This window comes from Janibacter sp. YB324, from assembly GCF_014217915.1.
GTDB classification, from domain to species: Bacteria; Actinomycetota; Actinomycetes; order Actinomycetales; family Dermatophilaceae; genus Janibacter; species Janibacter indicus.
Window position 1 is genome coordinate 1 of sequence record NZ_CP060120.1, and the last position, 20,969, is coordinate 20,969.

General features: G+C 70.0%; 21 protein-coding genes and 1 pseudogene. 20 read left to right on the plus strand and 2 right to left on the minus strand.

The window, feature by feature from the left end:
* Positions 1–227 precede the first annotated feature (227 nt).
* The 9 genes and pseudogenes from dnaA (at position 228) to H7A72_RS00045 (ending at position 9,102) form a co-directional block, all read left to right on the plus strand.
* Positions 228–1,730, plus strand: coding sequence for a chromosomal replication initiator protein DnaA (gene dnaA / locus H7A72_RS00005; protein ID WP_072623292.1), 1,503 nt, complete (start codon positions 228–230; stop codon positions 1,728–1,730).
* A 738-nt stretch (positions 1,731–2,468) separates the two neighbouring features.
* A complete protein-coding gene (gene dnaN / locus H7A72_RS00010) occupies positions 2,469–3,602 on the plus strand; it encodes a DNA polymerase III subunit beta (RefSeq protein ID WP_084450997.1) in 1,134 nt (377 codons plus the stop codon).
* A 49-nt stretch (positions 3,603–3,651) separates the two neighbouring features.
* Entirely contained in the window at positions 3,652–4,716 is a 1,065-nt protein-coding gene (gene gnd / locus H7A72_RS00015; RefSeq protein ID WP_185221199.1) for a phosphogluconate dehydrogenase (NAD(+)-dependent, decarboxylating), read from the plus strand.
* Between the two features lie 142 nt (positions 4,717–4,858).
* A pseudogene (gene recF, locus H7A72_RS00020) lies at positions 4,859–6,063 on the plus strand (DNA replication/repair protein RecF).
* A complete protein-coding gene (locus H7A72_RS00025; RefSeq protein WP_185221200.1) occupies positions 6,060–6,632 on the plus strand; it encodes a DUF721 domain-containing protein in 573 nt (190 codons plus the stop codon). The pseudogene recF and the gene H7A72_RS00025 overlap by 4 nt, the downstream one beginning before the upstream one ends.
* A gap of 14 nt (positions 6,633–6,646) precedes the next feature.
* Positions 6,647–7,201: an LURP-one-related/scramblase family protein gene (locus tag H7A72_RS00030; RefSeq protein ID WP_185221201.1), complete on the plus strand. Its 555-nt coding sequence runs from the start codon at positions 6,647–6,649 to the stop codon at positions 7,199–7,201.
* A gap of 160 nt (positions 7,202–7,361) precedes the next feature.
* Positions 7,362–7,730 carry a 2Fe-2S iron-sulfur cluster-binding protein gene (locus H7A72_RS00035; RefSeq protein ID WP_185221202.1) on the plus strand — a complete coding sequence of 123 codons (369 nt, stop codon included), beginning with the start codon at positions 7,362–7,364 and terminating at the stop codon, positions 7,728–7,730.
* Between the two features lie 2 nt (positions 7,731–7,732).
* Positions 7,733–8,662 carry a catechol 2,3-dioxygenase gene (locus H7A72_RS00040; RefSeq protein ID WP_084450988.1) on the plus strand — a complete coding sequence of 310 codons (930 nt, stop codon included), beginning with the start codon at positions 7,733–7,735 and terminating at the stop codon, positions 8,660–8,662.
* A gap of 2 nt (positions 8,663–8,664) precedes the next feature.
* Complete coding sequence (locus tag H7A72_RS00045; protein ID WP_185221203.1) at positions 8,665–9,102, plus strand: heme-binding protein; 438 nt, start codon at positions 8,665–8,667, stop codon at positions 9,100–9,102.
* 113 nt (positions 9,103–9,215) lie between these two features.
* Here H7A72_RS00045 and H7A72_RS00050 read toward each other — a convergent pair whose 3' ends face one another.
* Complete coding sequence (locus tag H7A72_RS00050) at positions 9,216–10,163, minus strand: AraC family transcriptional regulator (RefSeq protein ID WP_185221204.1); 948 nt, start codon at positions 10,161–10,163, stop codon at positions 9,216–9,218.
* 243 nt (positions 10,164–10,406) lie between these two features.
* Here H7A72_RS00050 and H7A72_RS00055 point away from each other — a divergent pair, with 243 nt between their 5' ends.
* From H7A72_RS00055 to H7A72_RS00080, 6 genes are all read left to right on the plus strand, one after another.
* Positions 10,407–10,859, plus strand: a complete 453-nt coding sequence (locus H7A72_RS00055) for a hypothetical protein (RefSeq protein WP_072623301.1) — start codon at positions 10,407–10,409, stop codon at positions 10,857–10,859.
* 40 nt (positions 10,860–10,899) lie between these two features.
* The gene (locus H7A72_RS00060) at positions 10,900–11,907 is read left to right on the plus strand and encodes a phenol 2-monooxygenase (RefSeq protein ID WP_185221205.1); all 1,008 of its coding nucleotides are present in this window, start codon (positions 10,900–10,902) and stop codon (positions 11,905–11,907) included.
* 12 nt (positions 11,908–11,919) lie between these two features.
* Positions 11,920–12,234: an MmoB/DmpM family protein gene (locus H7A72_RS00065; RefSeq protein ID WP_068319621.1), complete on the plus strand. Its 315-nt coding sequence runs from the start codon at positions 11,920–11,922 to the stop codon at positions 12,232–12,234.
* A 97-nt stretch (positions 12,235–12,331) separates the two neighbouring features.
* Positions 12,332–13,900, plus strand: coding sequence for a YHS domain-containing protein (locus tag H7A72_RS00070; RefSeq protein ID WP_185221206.1), 1,569 nt, complete (start codon positions 12,332–12,334; stop codon positions 13,898–13,900).
* 1 nt (position 13,901) lies between these two features.
* Entirely contained in the window at positions 13,902–14,228 is a 327-nt protein-coding gene (locus H7A72_RS00075; protein WP_185221207.1) for a phenol hydroxylase subunit P4, read from the plus strand.
* Between the two features lie 116 nt (positions 14,229–14,344).
* A complete protein-coding gene (locus H7A72_RS00080) occupies positions 14,345–15,442 on the plus strand; it encodes an NADH:ubiquinone reductase (Na(+)-transporting) subunit F (RefSeq protein ID WP_185221208.1) in 1,098 nt (365 codons plus the stop codon).
* Positions 15,443–15,477: 35 nt separating this feature from the next.
* Here H7A72_RS00080 and H7A72_RS00085 read toward each other — a convergent pair whose 3' ends face one another.
* Positions 15,478–16,242 carry an IclR family transcriptional regulator gene (locus tag H7A72_RS00085; RefSeq protein ID WP_185221209.1) on the minus strand — a complete coding sequence of 255 codons (765 nt, stop codon included), beginning with the start codon at positions 16,240–16,242 and terminating at the stop codon, positions 15,478–15,480.
* Between the two features lie 62 nt (positions 16,243–16,304).
* Here H7A72_RS00085 and H7A72_RS00090 point away from each other — a divergent pair, with 62 nt between their 5' ends.
* The 5 genes from H7A72_RS00090 to H7A72_RS00110 all read left to right on the plus strand — a co-directional run bounded on the left by H7A72_RS00090 (position 16,305) and on the right by H7A72_RS00110 (position 20,969).
* The gene (locus H7A72_RS00090) at positions 16,305–17,111 is read left to right on the plus strand and encodes an IclR family transcriptional regulator (protein ID WP_185221210.1); all 807 of its coding nucleotides are present in this window, start codon (positions 16,305–16,307) and stop codon (positions 17,109–17,111) included.
* 204 nt (positions 17,112–17,315) lie between these two features.
* Positions 17,316–18,107 carry a 2-keto-4-pentenoate hydratase gene (locus H7A72_RS00095; protein WP_185221211.1) on the plus strand — a complete coding sequence of 264 codons (792 nt, stop codon included), beginning with the start codon at positions 17,316–17,318 and terminating at the stop codon, positions 18,105–18,107.
* Between the two features lie 11 nt (positions 18,108–18,118).
* Complete coding sequence (locus H7A72_RS00100) at positions 18,119–19,099, plus strand: acetaldehyde dehydrogenase (acetylating) (RefSeq protein WP_185221212.1); 981 nt, start codon at positions 18,119–18,121, stop codon at positions 19,097–19,099.
* Positions 19,096–20,184, plus strand: a complete 1,089-nt coding sequence (gene dmpG, locus H7A72_RS00105; protein WP_185221213.1) for a 4-hydroxy-2-oxovalerate aldolase — start codon at positions 19,096–19,098, stop codon at positions 20,182–20,184. Before H7A72_RS00100 ends, dmpG begins: the two co-directional genes overlap by 4 nt.
* On the plus strand, positions 20,184–20,969 hold the full coding sequence (locus H7A72_RS00110) for a 2-keto-4-pentenoate hydratase (RefSeq protein WP_084450971.1): 786 nt from the start codon (positions 20,184–20,186) through the stop codon (positions 20,967–20,969). Before dmpG ends, H7A72_RS00110 begins: the two co-directional genes overlap by 1 nt.

Sequence of the window (20,969 nt, forward strand, 5' to 3'; positions counted from 1 at the left end):
CCGGGGACGGCTGTCCAGCGCGACACGCCGGGAGCCCGAAAAAAGTCGCGACGTCAGGTTGCCGCCACCGGAGTGTGTTGTTAGCGTCGCACCTCACCACCCTGCCCGACGTGCATCTCCACAGTCTGTGGACAACGTTGTGGATGCACCCTTCGGCAGTGGGAGGATGACCGTCGACATCAGTCCCGATCGGCCGCCGAGCCGCAGAAAAGTTGAGGTGTGCGCCCGTGGCCGGAGGCGAGGTCGACTTCGGTGAGGTCTGGCGAACCACCCTCAACACCCTCGATGCCGACGGCGTTCCCGTCACCCGTCGCGCCTTCCTCAGCATGGCCCGCCTCGTCGGCCTCCTCGACGACACCGCCCTGATCGCCGTGCCCGACGACTTCTCGAAGAACTTCGTCGAGCAGCGACTGCGCATGCACGTCACCCAGGCCCTGTCGGAGCAGCTGGGTCGTGAGGTCCGACTGGCCGTCACGGTCGACCCCGACCTCGCCGACGGCGAGCCGCTGCCGCCGACCCAGGGCCTGGCCGAGGACGACTCGGTGGCCGCCCCCGCCGACCCGGTCGTCCAGCCCACTCCCCAGGGCCTGTCCTCCACGCTCCCGGTCGAGGGCCGTGACGACGGGCTCGTCGACGACGACCCCGAGCCGGCGCCGGTGCGCGCGCGGCGCGGCCGCCCCGAGCCCGAGCAGGTCGAGCTGACCCGGCTCAACCCCAAGTACACCTTCGACACCTTCGTCATCGGTGCGAGCAACCGCTTCGCCAATGCCGCTGCCGTCGCCGTCGCCGAGGCCCCGGCCAAGGCCTACAACCCGCTCTTCATCTACGGGGAGTCCGGGCTGGGCAAGACCCACCTGCTCCACGCGATCGGCCACTACGCCCGCAGCCTCTACCCCCACGTCAAGGTGCGCTACGTGAACTCCGAGGAGTTCACCAACGACTTCATCAACTCCATCCGCGATGACAAGGCCGCCAACTTCCAGCGCCGCTACCGCGACGTCGACGTCCTGCTCATCGACGACATCCAGTTCCTCCAGGGCAAGATGCAGACGCAGGAGGAGTTCTTCCACACCTTCAACACGCTGCACAACGCCAACAAGCAGGTGGTCATCACCTCCGACGTGGCACCCAAGCTGCTCTCCGGCTTCGAGGAGCGCATGCGCAGCCGCTTCGAGTGGGGTCTGCTCACCGACGTGCAGCCCCCGGACCTCGAGACCCGGATCGCGATCCTGCGCAAGAAGGCCATCCAGGAAAAGCTCTCCGTGCCGGCCGACGTCCTCGAGTTCATCGCCAGCCGGATCAGCACCAACATCCGTGAGCTCGAGGGAGCGCTCATCCGGGTCACGGCCTTCGCCAGCCTCAACCGTCAGGCGGTCGACATCGGCCTGGCGCAGATCGTCCTCAAGGACCTCATCCCGACCGAGCAGTCGAGCGAGATCTCGAGCGCGACGATCATGGCCCAGACCGCCGACTACTTCTCGCTGACGATCGAGGACCTGCAGAGCGCCTCGCGCACCCGCAAGCTGACGACGGCACGCCAGATCGCGATGTACCTGTGCCGGGAGCTGACCGAGATGTCGCTGCCGCGTATCGGCGAGCAGTTCGGCGGCCGCGACCACACGACGGTCATGCACGCCGAGCGCAAGATCCGCGAGCTCATGGGCGAGCGCCGCGCGATCTACAACCAGGTCACCGAGCTGACCAACCGGATCAAGCAGCAGGCTGGCTGACTCCCCCTTCGCCCGATCCGGTCGTATCCGGATGTCTACGGATCATCCGATACCCATGGATATCCGGCGATCCCACGTTGTCCACAGGCTTCTCCCCACCTGTGTGTCGCTCCGCGACCCGTCCGTGACCTACCCTCCGGTAGCTCATCTCGGCCCCCTTCGTCCACAGATCCACAGGCTGTGGACAGTCTTGTGGGTAGCGCTCTCCCCGGCATACCGGGCAACACGCCCGACACCGTCCACAGACCTACCCGGGACGACCCACAGCACGAGCCCGGTTCGCCCCGGGTCCGGCCGTCGACGTCATCACGGGGCCTTGGCACCACCGACCATCCACATTCGCGGGGCCGCCCCTGCGGACGACGCTGTGGACACACTGTGCACGAGCCCGACAGCCTTGGGACGACGCATCTGCGTCCACACCCCACGCCAGCTCGTCGACACGCTGTCCACGTCGACATCCACACCCGAGATCCGCGCCAGCAGCGGGCTGCAGGCGGTTGTCCACGGTGTCCACACCGCCGAAGAAGATGATGAGTCCTCTCTCCATCCATTCCCTCCCCCACGCATGGCTGCTGCCCTGCCTGTGGACGTACGAGCCCTGACGAATCACAAGGTCACCCTCGGTTCCCGAACCGGCCCCCGACCACGTAATGTCAGGAACCCACGCGTCCATGCGCGTGGATCCGTGTCATTCCCATGACCTCGCGCTCGAGCGCGTCGAAGGGTAGGTCTGTCGTGAAGTTCCGCGTCGAGCGCGATGTGCTGGCCGAGGCGGTCACCTGGGTGGCCCGTGGTCTGCCGAACCGTCCGCCGGTCCCTGTCCTGGCCGGTGTCCTCATCGAGGCCACGGATGACGGCACGCTCACCCTCTCGACCTTCGACTACGAGGTCTCGGCCCGCATCACGGTGGCCGCTGAGGTCTCGGAGCCCGGCACCGTCCTCGTGCTCGGTCGCCTGCTCGCCGACATCTCGCGCAACCTCCCGGGCAAGCCGGTCGACATCACGACCGAGGGCGCCAAGGTCCAGGTGACCTGCGGCAGCTCGCGCTTCGCCCTGCTGCAGATGCCCGCCGACGAGTACCCCACGCTGCCGACCTCCCCCGAGGGGAGCGGGAGCATCGACGGCACGGTCTTCACCCAGGCGGTCCAGCAGGTGCAGATCGCCGCCGACCGCGGCGACACCCTGCCGATCCTCACCGGCGTCCGGGTGGAGATCGAGGGCGAGAAGGTCACCCTCCTGGCGACCGACCGCTACCGCCTCGCGATGCGTGAGCTGACGTGGAGCCCCAACACCTCCGACGCGAGCCACATCGCGCTCATCCCCGCCCGCACCCTGTCCGACACCGCCAAGGCGCTCGGCGCCTCCGGCTCGGTCGAGGTCTCGCTCGGCGCGGCCGCCGGTGGCTCGGGCCTCGTCGGCTTCGAGGCCGGTCAGCGGCACACGACGAGCCGGCTCCTCGACGGCGAGTACCCCAAGGTGTCGAAGATCTTCCCCACCGCGAGCGAGACCGAGGCGGTCGTCGACACCGAGGTGCTCACCGAGGCCGTCAAGCGCGTCGCCCTCGTCACCGAGCGCAACACCCCGGTGCGGCTGCGCTTCAGCGACGGCCAGGTGACGATCGAGGCGGGCGCCGGTGACGACGCCCAGGCCTCCGAGGCCGTCGAGGCCAAGGTCGACGGCCCCGACATCGAGGTCGCCTTCAACCCCGGCTACCTGCTCGACGGGCTCGGCGTCCTCGGTACGACCTTCACCCGGTTGTCCTTCACCGCCCCCCTCAAGCCGGCGATGATCACCGGTCAGGACACCCAGGATGGCGAGATCGACACGACCTACCGCTACGTCCTGCAGCCGGTGCGTCTCGCCGGCTGATCCCCCCTTCGCCCCGGTCGTGGGGTGCCACCGTCAGGAAGGCTCAGTCATGCAGATCGGTCTCATCGGACTCGGCAAGATGGGCGGCAACATGCGCGAGCGCATCCGCCGCGCCGGCCACGAGGTCGTCGGCTACGACACCAACCCCGAGGTCTCCGACGCCGAGTCGGTCCAGGCGATGGTCGACGCGCTGCAGGCGCCGCGGGTCGTGTGGGTCATGGTGCCCGCGGGCGAGGTGACCCGCTCGGTCGTCGCCGACCTCGCCGAGCGCCTCGAGCCCGGTGACCTCGTCATCGACGGCGGCAACTCGCGCTTCAGCGACGACGGCCCCAATGCCGAGCTGCTGGGCGCGAAGGGGGTCGGCTACCTCGACTGCGGCGTCTCCGGTGGCATCTGGGGCCTGGACAACGGCTACGGCCTCATGGTCGGTGGCGACGCGCAGCACGTCGAGCAGGCGATGCCGATCTTCGACGCGCTGCGCCCCGAGGGTCCGCGCGACGAGGGCTTCGTGCACGCCGGCGCCGTCGGTGCCGGCCACTACGTCAAGATGGTCCACAACGGCATCGAGTACGGCCTGATGCACGCCTACGCCGAGGGCTACGAGCTGCTCGAGCGCAAGGACATCGTCACCGACGTGCCGGGTGCCTTCAAGGCGTGGAGCCGCGGCACCGTCGTGCGCTCGTGGCTGCTCGACCTCATGGTCAAGGCCCTCGAGGACAACCCCACGCTCGACGATGTCAGTGACTACACCGCCGACTCGGGCGAGGGCCGCTGGACCGTCGAGGAGGGCATCGCCAACTCCGTGCCGATGCCGGTCATCTCGGCCTCGCTCTTCGCGCGCTTCGCCTCGCGGCAGCAGGTCAGTCCGGCGATGCAGGCCGTCGCCGCACTGCGCGGGCAGTTCGGTGGTCACCAGGTGATGACCGTGGCCGAGGGCGAGGACCTGCGAGCCGAGGCAGCGAAGGGAGTGGCCTCCCCCGCGGCGAGCCACGCCCAGGAGGAGAAGAAGGTCGACAAGCCGACGACGCCGGCGCAGGCACCGAAGGGCGACGCCAGCCAGGCCGGCCCGACGAGCGGGTCGGGCGAGACCTCCGGTGGGGCCTCGGGAGACTGATGTTCGGCTTCATCGCTCCCATCGGCGAGCACGTCCAGACCCACCCGATCATGCTCAAGATGGCCTTCGCCGGCGTCGCCGGCGTCGCGATGCTCTGCATGGGGGTCTTCTGATGGCCGGCCGGCCCCCGGCGTCCTGACCCGTGTACGTCCGACACCTGAGCATCGGCGACTTCCGCAGCTATCCCGCGGCCGAGCTGGCCCTCGAGCCGGGGGTGACGACCCTCGTCGGGCTCAACGGCCAGGGCAAGACCAACCTCGTCGAGGCGATCGGCTACGTCGCCTCGCTCTCCAGCCACCGGGTCGCGACCGACCAGCCGCTCGTGCGCTTCGGCGCCGACCGGGCGATCGTGCGCGCAGCGGTCGTGCGCGACGAGCGCGAGAGCCTCGTCGAGCTGGAGATCACCCCCGGGCGGGCCAACCGCGCCAAGCTCAACCGCTCTCCCCTGCCGCGCGCGCGACGTCCTGGGCACGCTTCGCACCGTGCTCTTCGCGCCGGAGGACCTCGCGCTCATCAAGGGCGACCCGGGCGAGCGACGCCGCTTCCTCGACGACCTGCTCGTCCAGCGGCAGCCCCGGTGGTCGGGCGTGCGCTCCGACTACGACAAGATCCTCAAGCAGCGCGGGGGCCCTGCTGAAGTCCGCCGCCGCACTCCTGGGCGGCCGGCGGGGTCGCGGCCGTCGCAGCTCCGCCGCTCCCGAGGGAGTCGACCCCCGGGCCGCGGCCGAGGACGCGGTGCGCACCCTCGACATCTGGGACGACCATCTCGCGACGGTCGGCAGCCAGCTGCTCTATGCGCGGCTGCGCCTGCTGCGTGACCTCGTCCCCCACCTTCAGCAGGCCTATCGCGAGGTCAGCGCCAACCAGTCGGAGGCCACGGCGGTCTACCGCAGCTCGCTCCACGACGAGGCGGCCGAGGCGATCGCCGGCGGCGAGGTGCCCGAGCCCGACGAGCTGCGGCAGATGCTCCTCGACACCCTCGGTGAGCGGCGTGACCAGGAGATCGAGCGCGGGGTCAACCTCGTCGGTCCCCACCGCGACGACCTCGTCCTGGGCCTGGGGCCGATGCCGGCGAAGGGCTATGCCTCCCACGGCGAGTCGTGGTCCTTCGCCCTCGGGTTGCGCCTGGCCGCCTACCACCTGCTGCGCCACGACCTCGGTGACGACCCCGTGCTCGTGCTCGACGACGTCTTCGCCGAGCTCGACAGCGGCCGCCGCGAGCGGCTCGCGGCGATGATCGCCGACTGCGAGCAGGTGCTCATCACCGCTGCCGTCCCCGAGGACGTGCCCGAGTCGATGGCCGGCCGCCGCTACTCCGTCACCCTCGGCGAGGTGTCCGGCCCATGAGCGAAGGGGAGGTCCCACCCCCTTCGTCGGGAGACGGCGGGGACGAGACGCTGCCCTCGACGACGCCGGCCCCCGCGGAGGAGGAGCAGGACGCGGCGGCTGCCGCCCTGGCCCGTGCTCGCGCGGTCGCGGCGACGAAGGGGCTGCGGCCCGGCATGAAGCCGCGGCCCAAGCGGAAGTGGCAGCCCCGCGGCGTGCTCGCCGGCACCGGACGCGACCCGATGACCGTCGGCGAGCAGGTCGAGCGACTCGTCGGCGACCGCGGGTGGCAGGTCGACGTCGCCGCCGGGTCGGTCATGGGCCGGTGGCCCGAGATCGTCGGTCGCCAGGTCGCCGAGCACTGCGAGCCGGTGAGCTTCGAGGCCGGGGTGCTCTCGGTCCGGGCCGACTCGACGGCCTGGGCGACGCAGATCCGGCTGCTGTCGAGCTCGCTGCTCGGCAGCATCGCCGAGGCCGTCGGGCCCGATGTCGTGCACGAGCTGCGGGTGCACGGGCCGAGCGCCCCGTCGTGGTCGCGCGGACCGCGGCGCACGAGCGACGGCCGGGGGCCCCGGGACACCTACGGCTAGCGCACACTGACCTCATGGGGATCCTGCAGACCGACGCCCTCGTCCTGGACCAGGTGCGCTCCTTCCTGAGCAACGACTTCGGCATCCACGACCTGACGGGTGCGCCGGTGGGGCGCATCGTCACCGAGGGAGGGGCCGGATCCCGGCTGCTCATGGGCAACCGGCAGCTGGCGATCGTCGACACCGACGGCACGCTGCTCATGCGGGTCATCGACCCGCCGGGCATCGGTCTCGACCGCTACGAGGTGCACGACGGGCGGGGTCAGGTCGTCGCCCGCATCGTCAAGGAGTTCACCTTCTTCACGAAGGCCCTGCGCATCGAGCTCGCGACCGGCCCGCAGCTGCGGCTCGAGGGGTCGATGTGGGACCGCGAGTTCCAGGTGACCGGCCCCGGAGGTGTGGCCGCGACCGCGAGCCGGCACTGGCCGGGCGTCGCCGAGGCCCTCCTCGGGCGCGAGCGCTATGTCCTCGGCTTCAGCCCGCAGGTCCCGGTCCCCGAAAAGCTGGGCACCATCGGTGCGGTCATCGCGCTCGACCTCATCCGGGCCAAGGAGCGCAACAACGGTTGAGCCGAGCGCCACCGGCGCCGGCCACCGACCGACCCACCGGTCGGCCGGGACCGGCCGGTCGTTCCGCGAAGGGGAACGTTCGCCCCCTTCGTCCGTGGTCTCGCCCACAGTGGACCCACCGGGTCGTCGGCGACCCGGCACGACCACGAAGGAGTGCTCGATGACGACGATCATCGTGCAGCCGTCGGGCACGCAGATCCACATCGAGCCCGGCGAGACGCTGCTCTCCGGCCTGCACAAGGCCGGTTATGCCTACACGGTGGGTTGCCGCCGTGGCGGCTGCGGAATCTGCAAGGTGGATGTCGTCGACGGCGACTTCTCCTACAACCGACCCGTGGCCGACTCGGTCGTCTCCGAGGACGAGCGCACCGACGGCACCTGCTTGAGCTGCCGCGCGGTCGCCGACGAGGACCTGGTCATCGAGATGCGAGACGCGTCCCTGCGGCTCGTCAACCCCCTGCTCGGCAAGATCAACGCGGCGCGCTGCGAACGCGAGCGGTCTGCGGGCACCCCACTGGAGGAGCAGTAGACATGGGCATCATGCGGATGGGTTACGCCCACGTGCGTGTCACCGACATGACCGAGGCGAAGAACCACTATGCCTCGACGATGGGTCTCTACGAGACCCTTGAGGACACCTCCCCGGAGGGCAACAAGCGCGTCTTCTACAAGGGCTGGGACGAGTGGGACCACCACTCGGTCGTCCTCGAGGAGGGGGGCGTCGGCGTCGTCAAGTACGGCTGGAAGGTCGAGCACGAGGCTGACATCGACGACGTCGAGGCCAAGGCCAGGACCTTCGGCCTGACTGTCGAGCGCATGTCGAAGGGGGACAACCCGGAGATCGGCGACGGCATCCGCTTCGTCACGCCGAGCGAGCACGTCTTCGAGGTCTACCACCAGGCGACCGCGATCGGCACCGAGCTGGGCACGCACAACCCCGAGGTCTTCCCCCGCCACCTCGTCGGTATCGGCGCCCCGGCCCTCGACCACTCCCTCATCACGACCGGGGACGTGGGCACGATGGAGCGGATGCTCTCGGACGTCTTCGGCTTCTACGCCACCGAGCGCGTGCAGACGAGCCTCGAGGACGACCACGAGTGCGTCGGCACGTGGATGACCTCCAACAACCAGATCCACCAGCTCGCGGTCATCGGTGGTCCCCAGGGCAAGCTGCACCACTTCGCCTTCCGCCTCGAGGACTGGAACAGCGTGGGGCGCGCGGCCGACCTGATGACGATGGACGACGTGCCGATCGACATCGGCCCGACCCGCCACGGCATCACGCGCGGCCAGACGGTCTACTTCTTCGACCCGAGCGGCAACCGCAACGAGGTCTTCTCCGGCGGGTACCTCGCCTTCCCCGACCGCCCGACGAACGTGTGGACCGTCGACCAGCTCGGCAAGGGGATCTTCTACCACGACCGCGAGCTCAACGAACGCTTCACCACGGTGCTCACCTGAGCATGGGCGAGCACACCCGCGGCAGCGCCGTCTTGACCCTCGAGGGGGCCGGGGCGGCGCTCGCCGCTGCCCTGGCGCACGCCCGTGAGCACGACCTGCGGATGAACGTCGCCGTCGTCGACCCCGGCGGCACGCTGCTCGCCTTCGCCCGCATGGACGGCGCCTTCGCCGCCTCTGGCGAGATCGCGATCGACAAGGCGCGGACCGTCGTCCGCTTCGGCGGGGCACCGACCTCCGGCCTCTACGAGGCGCTCGCCGGTGAGGACGCGGTGATCCGCGGTATCGGCAACCGGCCCGGGGTGGCTGCCTTCGGCGGCGGGGTCCCGGTACGCGTCGACGGCGAGCTCGTCGGTGCGGTCGGCGCCTCCGGCGGCTCGGCAGGAGAGGACGAGCAGGTGGCCGCGGCCGGCGCCGCTGCGGTGACCGGCTCCACCGGCTGAGCCGACCCTGCATTGCCATACGGCAATGCAGTCTCTCGACGTCAAGACTCTGCAGTGCCATAGGGCAGTGCAGAGTCTTGACGCGTTGACAGGGGGACGCGGACGAAGGGGGGTCAGGCCGCGCGCGCGAGGGTGCGGCTCGGCAGCTCGCCGTAGCGCGCCCGGTAGGCGGCGGCGAAGCGACCTAGGTGGGTCACGCCCCACGCGAGCGCGACGTCGGTGACGTTGCCACCACGAGCGTGCGAGAGGTCGTCGTGGATCCGCTCCAGGCGGATGTCGTTCAGGTGGGCGAAGGGGGTGGTGCCCACGTGCTCGCGGAAGGCCTGCTGCAGCCGCCGCACGCTCACCCCCGCGATCTCGGCGAGGTCGGCCGGGGTCCAGGCCCGCGCCGGGTCGGCCTCCATGGCCGCGATGACCCGGTGGACCGGTCGGGGGCGCAGCATCTCGCGCCCGGTCGGCTCCTCGGGCACGGCCGCGAGGAGGAGCCCGGTGACGAGCATGCTCGCGACGGAGTCGGCGACCTGCGGGTCGCGGTAGAGGACGCCGCCGCAGTCGCGGGCGTTGTCGAAGGTCGTGCGCGCCATCCGGAACCACGCAGCCCCCGCCGGGGTGCGCAGGTCGATGTCGGTCGGCAACCGCACGTCCTTGCGGGCGAAGACCCGCTCGCTCTCACGGTGCAGGTGCGCGCTGTCGATGCGCAGGCCCAGGACGACGAGGTCAGGAGCCCAGGCCGGCATGTGTGCGGGGGTGTCGGCCGGGAAGGCCGTGGCCCGACCGGGTGCGGCGTCGTAGTTCTTGCTGCCGATGCGGGAGGCAAGGTGACCGCTCAGCGGGATGTTGACCGCCACGGCACCGGGGTGGTCCGAGTCGATCCCCACGGTCGCGCCGAACGTGATGCGGGCCAGCCGGCAGCTGTCGAGGTCGACGACCTCGATGCCCGATGCAGAAGCCCCGGGCACGGCCTTGGGGTGCATCGCGTGCGGGAAATAGGCATCGGACAGGGCGTCGTGCACCCCCTCCCAGTCCTCGAACCGGGGTGCCGACTGCAGAAGGTGCCTCATCGCACTCCTCTCGCGATCATCCGTGATCGCCCGATGATGACCCCCCAGGGTGACGGGTCCCGGTGGCGTTCCGCAGCGGGGAACGACGGTGTGCTTCCGGGTGCCTGCGTCGAGCGGACAGCGACTGCGTTCATCGGATCGTGGCGGGCGCCACACCCGGCCTACGTTGCCTCCACGACAGACCACGCCGGGGTGGTGGGGCGGACCTCGCTCCTCGTCCCCGGACCACCGAGGAGAGGTGCCATGACGCCCTTCATGACTCGCGTCGCCGAGCTCGTCGGCACGCCCCATCAGCACCACGGCGAGCTGGCCCAGGGGCCGACCACCGTGCCGCGGACCCGGATCAGCGAGCGGGTGGCGACCGGGACCGGCGCCGACCGGCACGTCGCCCTGCGGTCGCTCGCCGAGCAGTACGTCTGCGAGGCGAATGCCGTCCTCGGGTCCGAGCGCGAGCATCTCGGCCTCGTCGACGAGACCCTCCCGAACGAGCTGGCGTTCACCGTGACCTTCGGTGACGCCGGTGCCCGGTGCTCCACGACCTTCGCCGACGGCCGAGCGGTCGGTCGTCTCGTCGGCACCTTCGACGAAGGGGGTGACGAGCGTGAGCTCGACGGTCCCGACGCCCTGCCGGATCTGCTCGTCCGGCTCCTGGAGACCGCCCCGACGCAGGCGACGCGCACCGCGCAGCCGAGCTGACTCCCCCTTCGCCAGCCCACCAGACCAAGGAGAACGTCCAGTGCAGTACGAGCTCAAGACCCAGGTCATCGAACCCCAGCGGCAGACCTTCACCCACATCGCGAAGCGCTATGGCGACAAGCCCGCCTCGCGCTACACCGAGGGCAGCATCGACGTGCAGCCCAAGGAGCACTTCCAGTACCGACCGACGTGGGACCCGACGCGGGAGATCTTCGACGACTCCTACAGCGTCTTCCGGCTGACCGATGCCTACAGCTACCTCGACCCGCGGCAGTACTACTACGCCCCCTACGTCACCGCCCGCTCCGGCCACCACGAGGCCTTCGCGACCTCGCTCGAGTACATCGAGGCACGTGGGCTGCTCGAGCGTCTGCCCGACGGCTGGCGCAGCGTCCTCACCGAGCTCGTGCTGCCCCTGCGGCACCTCGAGAGCGCCGGCCAGCTGATCCTCTGCGGGATGGCCCGCTTCGGCTGGGGCGCGACGGTGACCCAGGCGGCTGCCTACTCGGGCTTCGACCGGGTCGGCAACGCTCAGGTCCTCAGCCGGGTCGGCATCGCCCTCGGCGGCGGCACGGCGGACCTGCTCGCCGAGGCCAAGGAGCACTGGCTGCAGGACGCGCCCCTGCAGGAGCTGCGCCGGATGGCCGAGGAGACCATCGTCGAGACCGACTGGGGTCTGGCGCTCTTGCGTCTCGACGCCGTCGACCGGCTCATGTACGACCTGCTGTACCAGCACCTCGATGACCAGGCCGTCGTCAGCGGTGCGCCGGCCTACTCGCTCGTCGCGCAGCACATGGCGAGCTGGTTCGCCGACAACCGCAAATGGATCGACGCGCTGTACACGGCCTGGCGCGAGGACCCCGAGCTCGGTGCGACCAATGCGGCCCTCCTCGCGGAGCACGGTGCGGCCGCCGTCGACACGGCGCTCGAGGTCGTCACCCCCTTCGCCGCCCGCATCGACGAGCTGCTCGGCGGTAGCTCGGCCGTCGACCGGATCACCACGACCGCCGCCGAGGTGCGCGCTGCGCACACCGGCGCGGCCGCCTGAGAGGAGAGCACCATGCAGGAGCAGACCACGGCAGACGATCCGCAGACGAAGGGTGTCCGCGACGTCGGCGTCGTCATCCAGGAGTCGGAGAACAACCGGCCCGTCATCGAGGCCATCGAGGCCGACAACCCCGGGTGCAGCGTGATGCACACCCCCGGACTCGTCCGCATCACCGCCCCGGGCCGCATCGTGGTCACCCAGGAGACCGTCGAGGAGAAGCTCGGCCGGGAGTGGGAGACGCACGAGTTCCAGATGGCGATCGTCAGCTACTTCGGCAACATCCAGGAGTGGGACGACGACGAGATCGTCATCGCCTGGGACCACTGAGACAGACAGACAGACCAACCGACCGCATCAGGTCTCGAGGCTCGGGCGCCCGGCGCCCTCACACCTCGACCACCGTTGACCACAGGAGAGACCCACGATGACACTGGCACCGGAGAAGAAGACGAAGAAGGCCAAGAAGCTGTCGATGAAGGCCCGCTACGAGGCCCTCACCCGCGGCCTCGACTGGGAGCCGTCCTACGTCCAGAAGGACGAGATGTTCCCGCACCTCGACTACGAGGGCATCACGATCCACGACTGGGCGGCCTGGGAGGACCCCTTCCGCCTGACGATCGACGCCTACTGCAAGTACCAGGCCGAAAAGGACAAGCGCCTCTACGCCGTCCTCGACGGCTTCGCGCAGGGGCAGGGCCACCTCGGCCTGACCGATGCGAGCTACCTCAACGCGATGAAGATCTTCATCCAGGGCGTCACCCCGCTCGAGTACGGCGCCCACCGGCACTTCTCCTACCTGGCGCGGCACTTCGCCGGACCCGGCCCGCGGTTTGCGGCACTGTGCCAGTCGATCGACGAGATCCGTCACATGCAGACCGAGATCCACACCCTGTCCAACTACAACAAGTACTACTCGGGCCTGCACAACTGGCCGGAGCAGTACGACCGGGTCTGGTACCTGTCGGTGCCCAAGAGCTTCATGGAGGACGCACTGTCCTGCGGGCCCTTCGAGTTCCTCATCGCGATCGGCTTCTCCTTCGAGTACCTGTTGACCAACCTGCTCTTCGTGCCCTTCATGTCCGGGTCGTCCTTCAACGGCGACCTGCCGACGATGACCTTCGGCTTCTCGGCGCAGTCCGACGAGTCGCGGCACATGACCCTGGGCCTCGAGGCGATCAAGTTCCTCCTCGAGCAGGACGAGGCCAACGTCCCAATCGTCCAGGGCTGGATCGACAAGTGGTTCTGGCGCTCCTACCGCGTCACCGCACTCGTCGCCCAGATGCTCGACTACATGCTCCCGCGCAAGGTCATGAGCTGGAAGGAGTCCTTCGAGCTGTACTTCGAGGAGCAGATGCTCGGTGGCCTCTTCGAGGACCTCGCCTTCTACGGCATCACGCCTCCGCGCCACGTCGAGGACGCCATCAAGGAGAAGGAGATCCTCTCCCACCAGGTGTACTGGACCCTCTACCAGTTCTCCTTCGCGGCCGCCTTCACGACGAGCGCTCCGAGCGAGGAGCACATGGACTGGCTCTCGCAGGCCTACCCCGACACCTTCGACACCCACTACCGACCGCTCTGGGAGAAGGAGAAGAAGAACATCGAGGCCGGCGGACGGCATTTCGCGCCGGGCCTGCCCCAGCTGTGCCAGGTCTGCCAGGTGCCGATGCTCTTCACCGAGCCCGGCGACCCGACCACCTTCGCCCAGCGTGAGTCCGAGTTCGAGGGCGAGATCTACCACACCTGCTCCAACGGCTGTCAGTGGATCTTCGAGCGCGAGCCGGAGAAGTACCGCCAGGCCTGGCTGCCCGTGCACCAGATCTACCAGGGCAACTGCGGGGGTCCGACCGTGCCGGAGGTGCTCGAGTGGTACGGCCTGCAGGACGGCGACGCCGGTGAGTACATCGGATCGCGCGACCACCGCAACTGGCTGGCCTGGCACGACGAGGCCGCAGCCGACACCGCCACCCCCGACGACACGAAGGCAGGTGCCTGACATGGCGATCAAGAGCCTGGGCGCGTACGACTTCCCCTCCCGCTCCCGGCAGGAGCTCTACCGCGACGACCAGCTCGTCTCCGTGTGGTTCCAGGACACGATGTGGTTCGCCGCCCCGGCGATGTTCCGGGCACCGAGGGCGATGACCTGGGCCGACTTCCGGGACCACATGTTCGTGCCCTTCGCCGAAGAGGACCCCGACTACGACCCCGCTGCTCCCCGCACGTGGACGCTGCACGGCGCCCCCTTCGAGCCGCGTGACGACCAGACGCTCGCCGAGCTCGGCGTCCGTCACAAGGACGTCATCGGCACCCGCGTGGCCGCCTGAGGTGGAGACGACGATTCCCTGAGGCGCTCCTGCGTGGCGCTGCGGGGAATCGTCGTCTCCTACACCTCCCGCACACGCCGTCAGCTCCCCCCTTCGTCCCGCTCGAGGAGAGACCCATGACCACCCACACGATCACCGTCGAACCCGTTGGCCGCGAGGTCGAGTGCGGCGAGGACCAGACGATCCTCGACGCCTGCCTGCGGGCGGGGGTGTGGCTGCCGCACAGCTGCACCCACGGCACCTGCGCGACCTGCAAGGTCGACAAGCTCGACGGCGAGGTGGACCTGGGCGAGGCGAGCTCCTTCGCCCTCATGGACTTCGAGCGGGACGAGGGCAAGGTGCTCACCTGCTGCGCGAAGCCCCGCGGGGACGTGACGATCGAGGCCGACCTCGACGTCGACGAGGACATGGAGGTGCACCCGGTCGAGGACTACACGGGCACCGTCGTCGTCCTCGAGGACATCGCGCAGGACACCAAGCGGCTCGTCGTCGAGCTCGATCGTGAGGTCGGTTTCAACGCCGGCCAGTACATGAAGTTCACCGTGCCCGGCGCGGACGGGGCCGAGCCGTGCGACCGCACGTGGTCGATCGGCTCGCCCCCCGGAGAGAGCTCCCGGCTGGAGTTCCACATCCGCAACGTGCCCGGCGGGCGCGGGACGGACGGCTGGGTCTTCTCCACCCTGGCGACGGGGGACGAGGTCCGGTTGTCGGGGCCCTACGGGCGCTTCGTGCTCAAGACGGGTGACGACAAGCACGCGATCCTCGTCGGTGGCGGCACGGGTGTCGCACCGCTGAAGTCGATGGTCCGGCACGCCCTCGAGGCGGGCGAGTACGAGGGAGACCTCACCCTCTACGCCGGAGGGCGCACCCGAGCCCACCTCTACGACGTCGACGTCTTCCGGGCGCTCGCCGACGAGTACGACGAGTTCACCTACCGGCCCTGCCTCTCCGACGAGACGCCCGAGCAGGTCGAGGCCGACGGCGAGGACCCGGACGACTACGCCTTCGGCATGGTCACCGATGTCATCGAGGCCGACCACGCGAAGCTCTCCGGCTGCCGCGGCTACCTCTGCGGCCCGCCGCAGATGGTCGACGCGGCCCTGAAGACCCTGATGAGCCGACGCCTCTTCCCCCGGGACATCTTCCGCGAGGACTTCTTCGACGAGTCGGACAAGAACTCCACAGGCCTGAAGAGTCCGCTCATCAAGCGTTGAGCGCGGCCCGATCGAAGGCCGGCGGGCTCGATGACCTACAGGTCGGCATCCCGCAGCTGTCGCGAGATGGCGAAGGCCGCGGTCCGCACCGCCACCCCCAGGCGCTGCAGGTCCATGCGCTGGGTCGGACCGGTCACCGAGAGCGCCGCGCGGATCTTCGCGTCCGCGCCGAAGACCGGGGCGGCGACGCACGAGACGCCGACGTGGGACTCCTCGTGGTCGTAGGAGGTGCCCTCGGTACGGATGTCCTGGAGGTTGCGGGCCAGCGCTCCCGGGGTGACGAGCGTGCGCGGCGTCATCGCGGGCAGGCCGGCTTCGACCCGCTGCGCGAGGACGGCCCTGGGCGAGTAGGCGAGCATCGCCTTGCCCACCCCCGTGGCATGGGCCGGCAGCCGGCCACCCACCTGGGAGGTCAGCCGCGGTCCCTGGCCCCGGACGATCTCGATGTAGACGACGTCGATCCCGTCGAGGGTCGCCAGGTGCACCTGGCGCTCGGTCGCCTGGTGCAGGTCGACCATGAGCGGCCGGGCGACCTGGCTGAGCGAGCGCGGCAGCGGGACGCTCGAGCCGATCTCGAAGAGCCGTACGCCGAGGACGAGGCGACCGTCGGGGGTGCGCTCGAGGAGGCGTTCGTCGACGAGCTGCCCGACGAGCCGGTGCACGCTCCCCTTCGCCAGGCCGGTGCGGGCTGCGAGCTCGCTGATGCCGAGCGGGGCGTCGGCCCCTTCGAGGGCACCGAGGACGGCCGCGACCCGCCCGACGACGGAGGTGGGTGGGTCGTTCGACTCAGCGGAACGCATTCCTTGATCATGCCCGATCCCCGGGCCCACAGTGCAGCATCGAACCAAAGGAGTGGACAACGATGACCACCGCGCCGCACGACCCCCAGACCGAGGCTGACGCCTGGTGCACGCCGAAGCCCACGCGGGCCACGGGTGGCGGACTGCGCTCGGTCGGGACCGCGCTCGACGTGCTCGAGTGCTTCGCCGTCGACTCCGCCCTGGGCGTCTCCGACGTCGCGCGCCGCCTCGGCGTCGCGAAGTCGACCGCCCACCGCGTGCTCACCACCCTCGCGAGCCGCGGTTTCATCGAGCAGGACAGCCAGGGGCTCTACCGGCTCGGGCTGCACCTCTACGACCTCGGGATGCTCTCCCACGCCCGCAACGGTCTGCGCCATGCAGCCTTGCCTGTCATGCAGGCCGTCGCCGAGCAGACCGGGCACACCGTCAACCTGGGCGTGCCCGACGGAGGCGACGTCGTCTTCATCGAGCGCATCGAGTCCGTCGACGGCGTGCGCATCCTCGGGCACAGCGGGCGGCGGCAGGCAGCCCACTGCGTCAGCTCGGGTCTGGCCATCGCGGCCTTCAACCCCGACGTCGACCGCGCCCGTCGCGAGGCCGGCTTCCCGCCCCGCACCCGCGGCACCGTGCGTCGGGTCGAGGAGTGGGAGGAGGCACTCGGCGTGGTCCGCCAGCGCGGCTATGCGGTGCTGCACTCCGGCTCCATCGCCGGGGCCAGTTCGGTCGCCGTCCCGATCCGCTCCCAGGGGCGTGCCATCGGCTCCTTGTCGGTCTTCGGCCCGACGCCCCTCATCGAGGCGGACGTGCGGCGGGTCGTCCCGCTGCTCACCGCCGCCGCCAACCGCATCGCCCGGCAGTACCAGTCCTGACCACCCGTCCCACGCTCCGCGAGGCCGCATTGCCCTATGGCAATGCGCGAGGAGGCCGCATTGCCCTACGGCAATGCAGCCTCAGGGGGCCGTGGCACCACTGGATGGACGAAGGGGGGAGCCCCCTTCGTCCACCACCACCTGACGTTCCCGTGCCGGGAACGGCCCCACCGACCCACGAAGGACGGACCTAGCGTGACGACCATGACCGACTCCTCAACCCGGACCCGGGCGGCGCAGATCCTCCTCGAGGCCTATGCCACCGGCACGCCGGTCGCGCCGCTCACCGAGCAGTTCGACGGCCTGACCGTCGAGGACGCCTACGCCATCCAGCTCGAGCAGGTCCGCTCCTGGACCGACGTCGGCCGCCGGATCATCGGCCACAAGGTCGGCCTGACCTCGCTGGCGATGCAGAAGCAGCTCGGCGTCGACCAGCCCGACTTCGGTCACCTCACCGACGACTTCGCCCACCTCGAGCACGAGCCGATCGCCCTCGACACCTACCTCCAGCCGCGCGTCGAGCCGGAGATCGCCTTCGTCCTGCGCAAGCCGCTCACCGGCCCCGGGGTCACCCTCACCCAGGCGATCGACGCCGTCGACTACGTGCTGCCGGCCCTCGAGGTCGTCGACAGCCGGGTCGCGGACTGGAAGATCAAACTCGCCGACACCATCGCCGACAACGCCAGCTCCGGTGGCTTCGTCCTCGGCAGCACGCCGACCCGCCTCACCGACGTCGACCTGCGCCTCACCGGGTGCGTCTTCACCCGCAACAGCCAGGTCGTCGGCACCGGTGCCGGCGGAGCGGTGCTCGGCTCCCCCATCAACAGCCTCGTCTGGCTGGCCAACACCGTCGGTGCGCTCGGCACGACGCTCGAGGCCGGCCACGTCATCCTCCCCGGGTCCGTCACCTCGATGGTCCCCGTGGCACCCGGCGACGTCTTCACCGCGACCTTCGGTGGTCTCGGCAGCGTCACGGCGTGCTTCGCGTCGAAGTGAAAGGTGAACCCATGACCACCCGCACCAAGGGAACCGCCGCCATCGTCGGCCCCGGCAACATCGGGACCGACCTGATGTTCAAGCTCATGCGCCGCTCCGAGGTCCTCGAGCCGCGCTACATGGTGGGCGTCGACCCGAGCAGCGACGGTCTGCGCCGGGCGAAGACGCTCGGCCTCGAGGCCAGCCACGAGGGCGTCGACTGGCTGCTCGCCCAGGACGAGCTGCCCGACGTCGTCTTCGAGTGCACCTCGGCCAAGGCCCACGAGGCCAATGCGCCGAAGTACGCCGAGGCCGGCATCCTCGCCGTCGACCTCACCCCTGCTGCCGTCGGCCCGTACCTCTGCCCGCCGGTCAACCTCGACTTCAACCTCGACGCGACCAACGTCAACATGATCACCTGCGGTGGCCAGGCGACGACCCCGATCGTCGCGGCCGTCTCCTCGGTCGTCGACGTGCCCTACGCCGAGATCGTCGCCTCGATCTCGAGCAAGTCCGCCGGCCCCGGCACCCGGGCCAACATCGACGAGTTCACCGAGACGACGAGCGAGGCGCTCGAGGTCGTCGGCGGGGCGAGGTCGGGCAAGGCGATCATCATCCTCAACCCCGTCGAGCCGCCGCTGATGATGCGCAACACCGTCTTCTGCGCCATCCCGCAGGAGGCCGCCGAGGCGGGAGCGCTCCACGACCAGGTGCAGGAGTCCATCGCGGCCATGGTCGCCCGCGTGCAGGAGTACGTCCCCGGTTACCACCTGCGCGCCGACCCGCAGTTCGACCACGCCCGGGACCTGTGGCAGGGCATGGCCCGGGTCACCGTTCCGATCGAGGTCAAGGGTCGCGGCGACTACCTGCCGGAGTACGCCGGCAACCTCGACATCATCACGTCCGCCGCTGCCCGCGTGGGCGACATGATGGTGGCCCACCGCCTGGGGGTCGACTCCGGCTGGGTCCCCGCGGACACCGACAGCACGACCGGCCAGGAGGCGACGGCATGAGCACCGACAACACGAACAACACGGCCCCCTCGCCCGTGCTCTTCGATGGCGACGTCGACGTGCGCATCACCGACACGACGCTGCGTGACGGCTCGCACGCGATGTCGCACCAGTTCACCGAGGAGCAGGTGCGCACCACGGTCCGCGCTCTCGACGACGCCGGCGTCCAGGTCATCGAGGTGACCCACGGCGACGGCCTCGGCGGCTCCTCCTTCAACTACGGCTTCTCCGCCGTCGACGAGATGTCACTCATCAAAGCGGCCGTCGCCGAGGCCCACCGGGCGAAGATCGCCGTGCTCATGCTCCCGGGCCTGGGCACCGTGGACAAGCTCCACGAGGCACACCAGATGGGCGCTCAGATCGCCCGGATCGCGACCCACTGCACCGAGGCCGATGTCTCGATCCAGCACTTCGGCGCCGCGCGCGAGCTCGGCATGGAGACCGTCGGCTTCCTCATGCTCAGCCACATGATCGGCCCGGAGGAGCTGGCCAAGCAGGCCCGGATCATGGTCGACGCGGGCTGCCAGTGCGTCTACGTCGTCGACAGCGCCGGGGCGCTGATCCTCGAGGACGTCTCGGACCGCGTCTCGGCGATCATCGCCGAGATCGGCCAGGACGCCCAGGTCGGCTACCACGGCCACCAGAACATGTCCTTCGGCGTCGCCAACTCGGTGCTCGCCCACCGGGCCGGCGCCCGCCAGATCGACGGCTCGCTGTGCGCCCTCGGTGCCGGTGCGGGCAACTCGCCGACCGAGGTCCTCGCGACCTCCTTCGAGCGTCTGGGCATCACGACGGGCATCGACGTCGGTGGTGTCCTCGGGGCGGCCGAGGACGTCGTCAAGCCCTTCATCCGCCGGATGCCGATCATGGACCGCTCCTCGATCACCCAGGGCTACGCGGGCGTCTACAGCTCCTTCCTGCTCCACGCCGAGCGGGCCGCCGAGCGCTACGGTGTCCCGGCACACGAGATCCTCATGAAGGTCGGTGAGTACGGCTACGTCGGCGGCCAGGAGGACATGATCATCGACGTGGCCCTCGAGCTGCGGGAGCAGCAGCAGCGCGCCGGCGCGACGGTGGGTGCCTGATGGCCGCCTGGGACGTCGAGTCGGTCGCCACCGAGCTCCTCGCCTGCGAGGACGAGCGCCGCGACCGCACGAAGTTCACCGACGAGTGGCCCGAGCTCGACGTGGCCACCGGCTACGAGATCCAGGACCTCACCCTTCAGCGCCGCCTCGACCGCGGCGAGAAGGTCGTCGGCATCAAGCTCGGCCTCACCTCACGGGCCAAGCAGCAGCGCATGGGGGTCGACACCCCCTTCGTCGCCTGGCTCACCGACGCCATGGTGCTGCCGGCCGGTGACCCGGTCCCCCAGGACCAGCTCATCCACCCGCGGATCGAGCCGGAGCTCGTCTTCGTCATGGGTGAGCGGCTTGAGGGCCCCGGCGTCACCGCTGCCCAGGCGATGGCGGCCGTCGACCACGTCCTCGGCGGCGCCGAGGTCATCGACAGCCGCTACCGCGACTTCAAGTTCGCCGCCGGTGACGTCATCGCCGACAACGCGAGCTCCGGCGCCTTCGTCACCGGGCCGGTGGCCCTCCCGCCGAGCGAACTCGACCTCTCCCTCGAGGCAGTCCTCGTCGAGGTCGACGGCCAGGTCGTCGACTCGGCCACCGGTGCCGCCGTGCAGGGACATCCCGGCGAGGCGCTCGCCCTCGCGGCCAACGACCTCGCCACGCGGGGCCACGCCATCGAGCCCGGCTGGATCGTCCTCACCGGCGGCATGACCGACGCCTACTTCGCGACCCCGGGCAGCTCGATCTCGTGCCACTTCACCAACCTCGGCTCGGTCCGGATCCACGGGGGCGAGTGA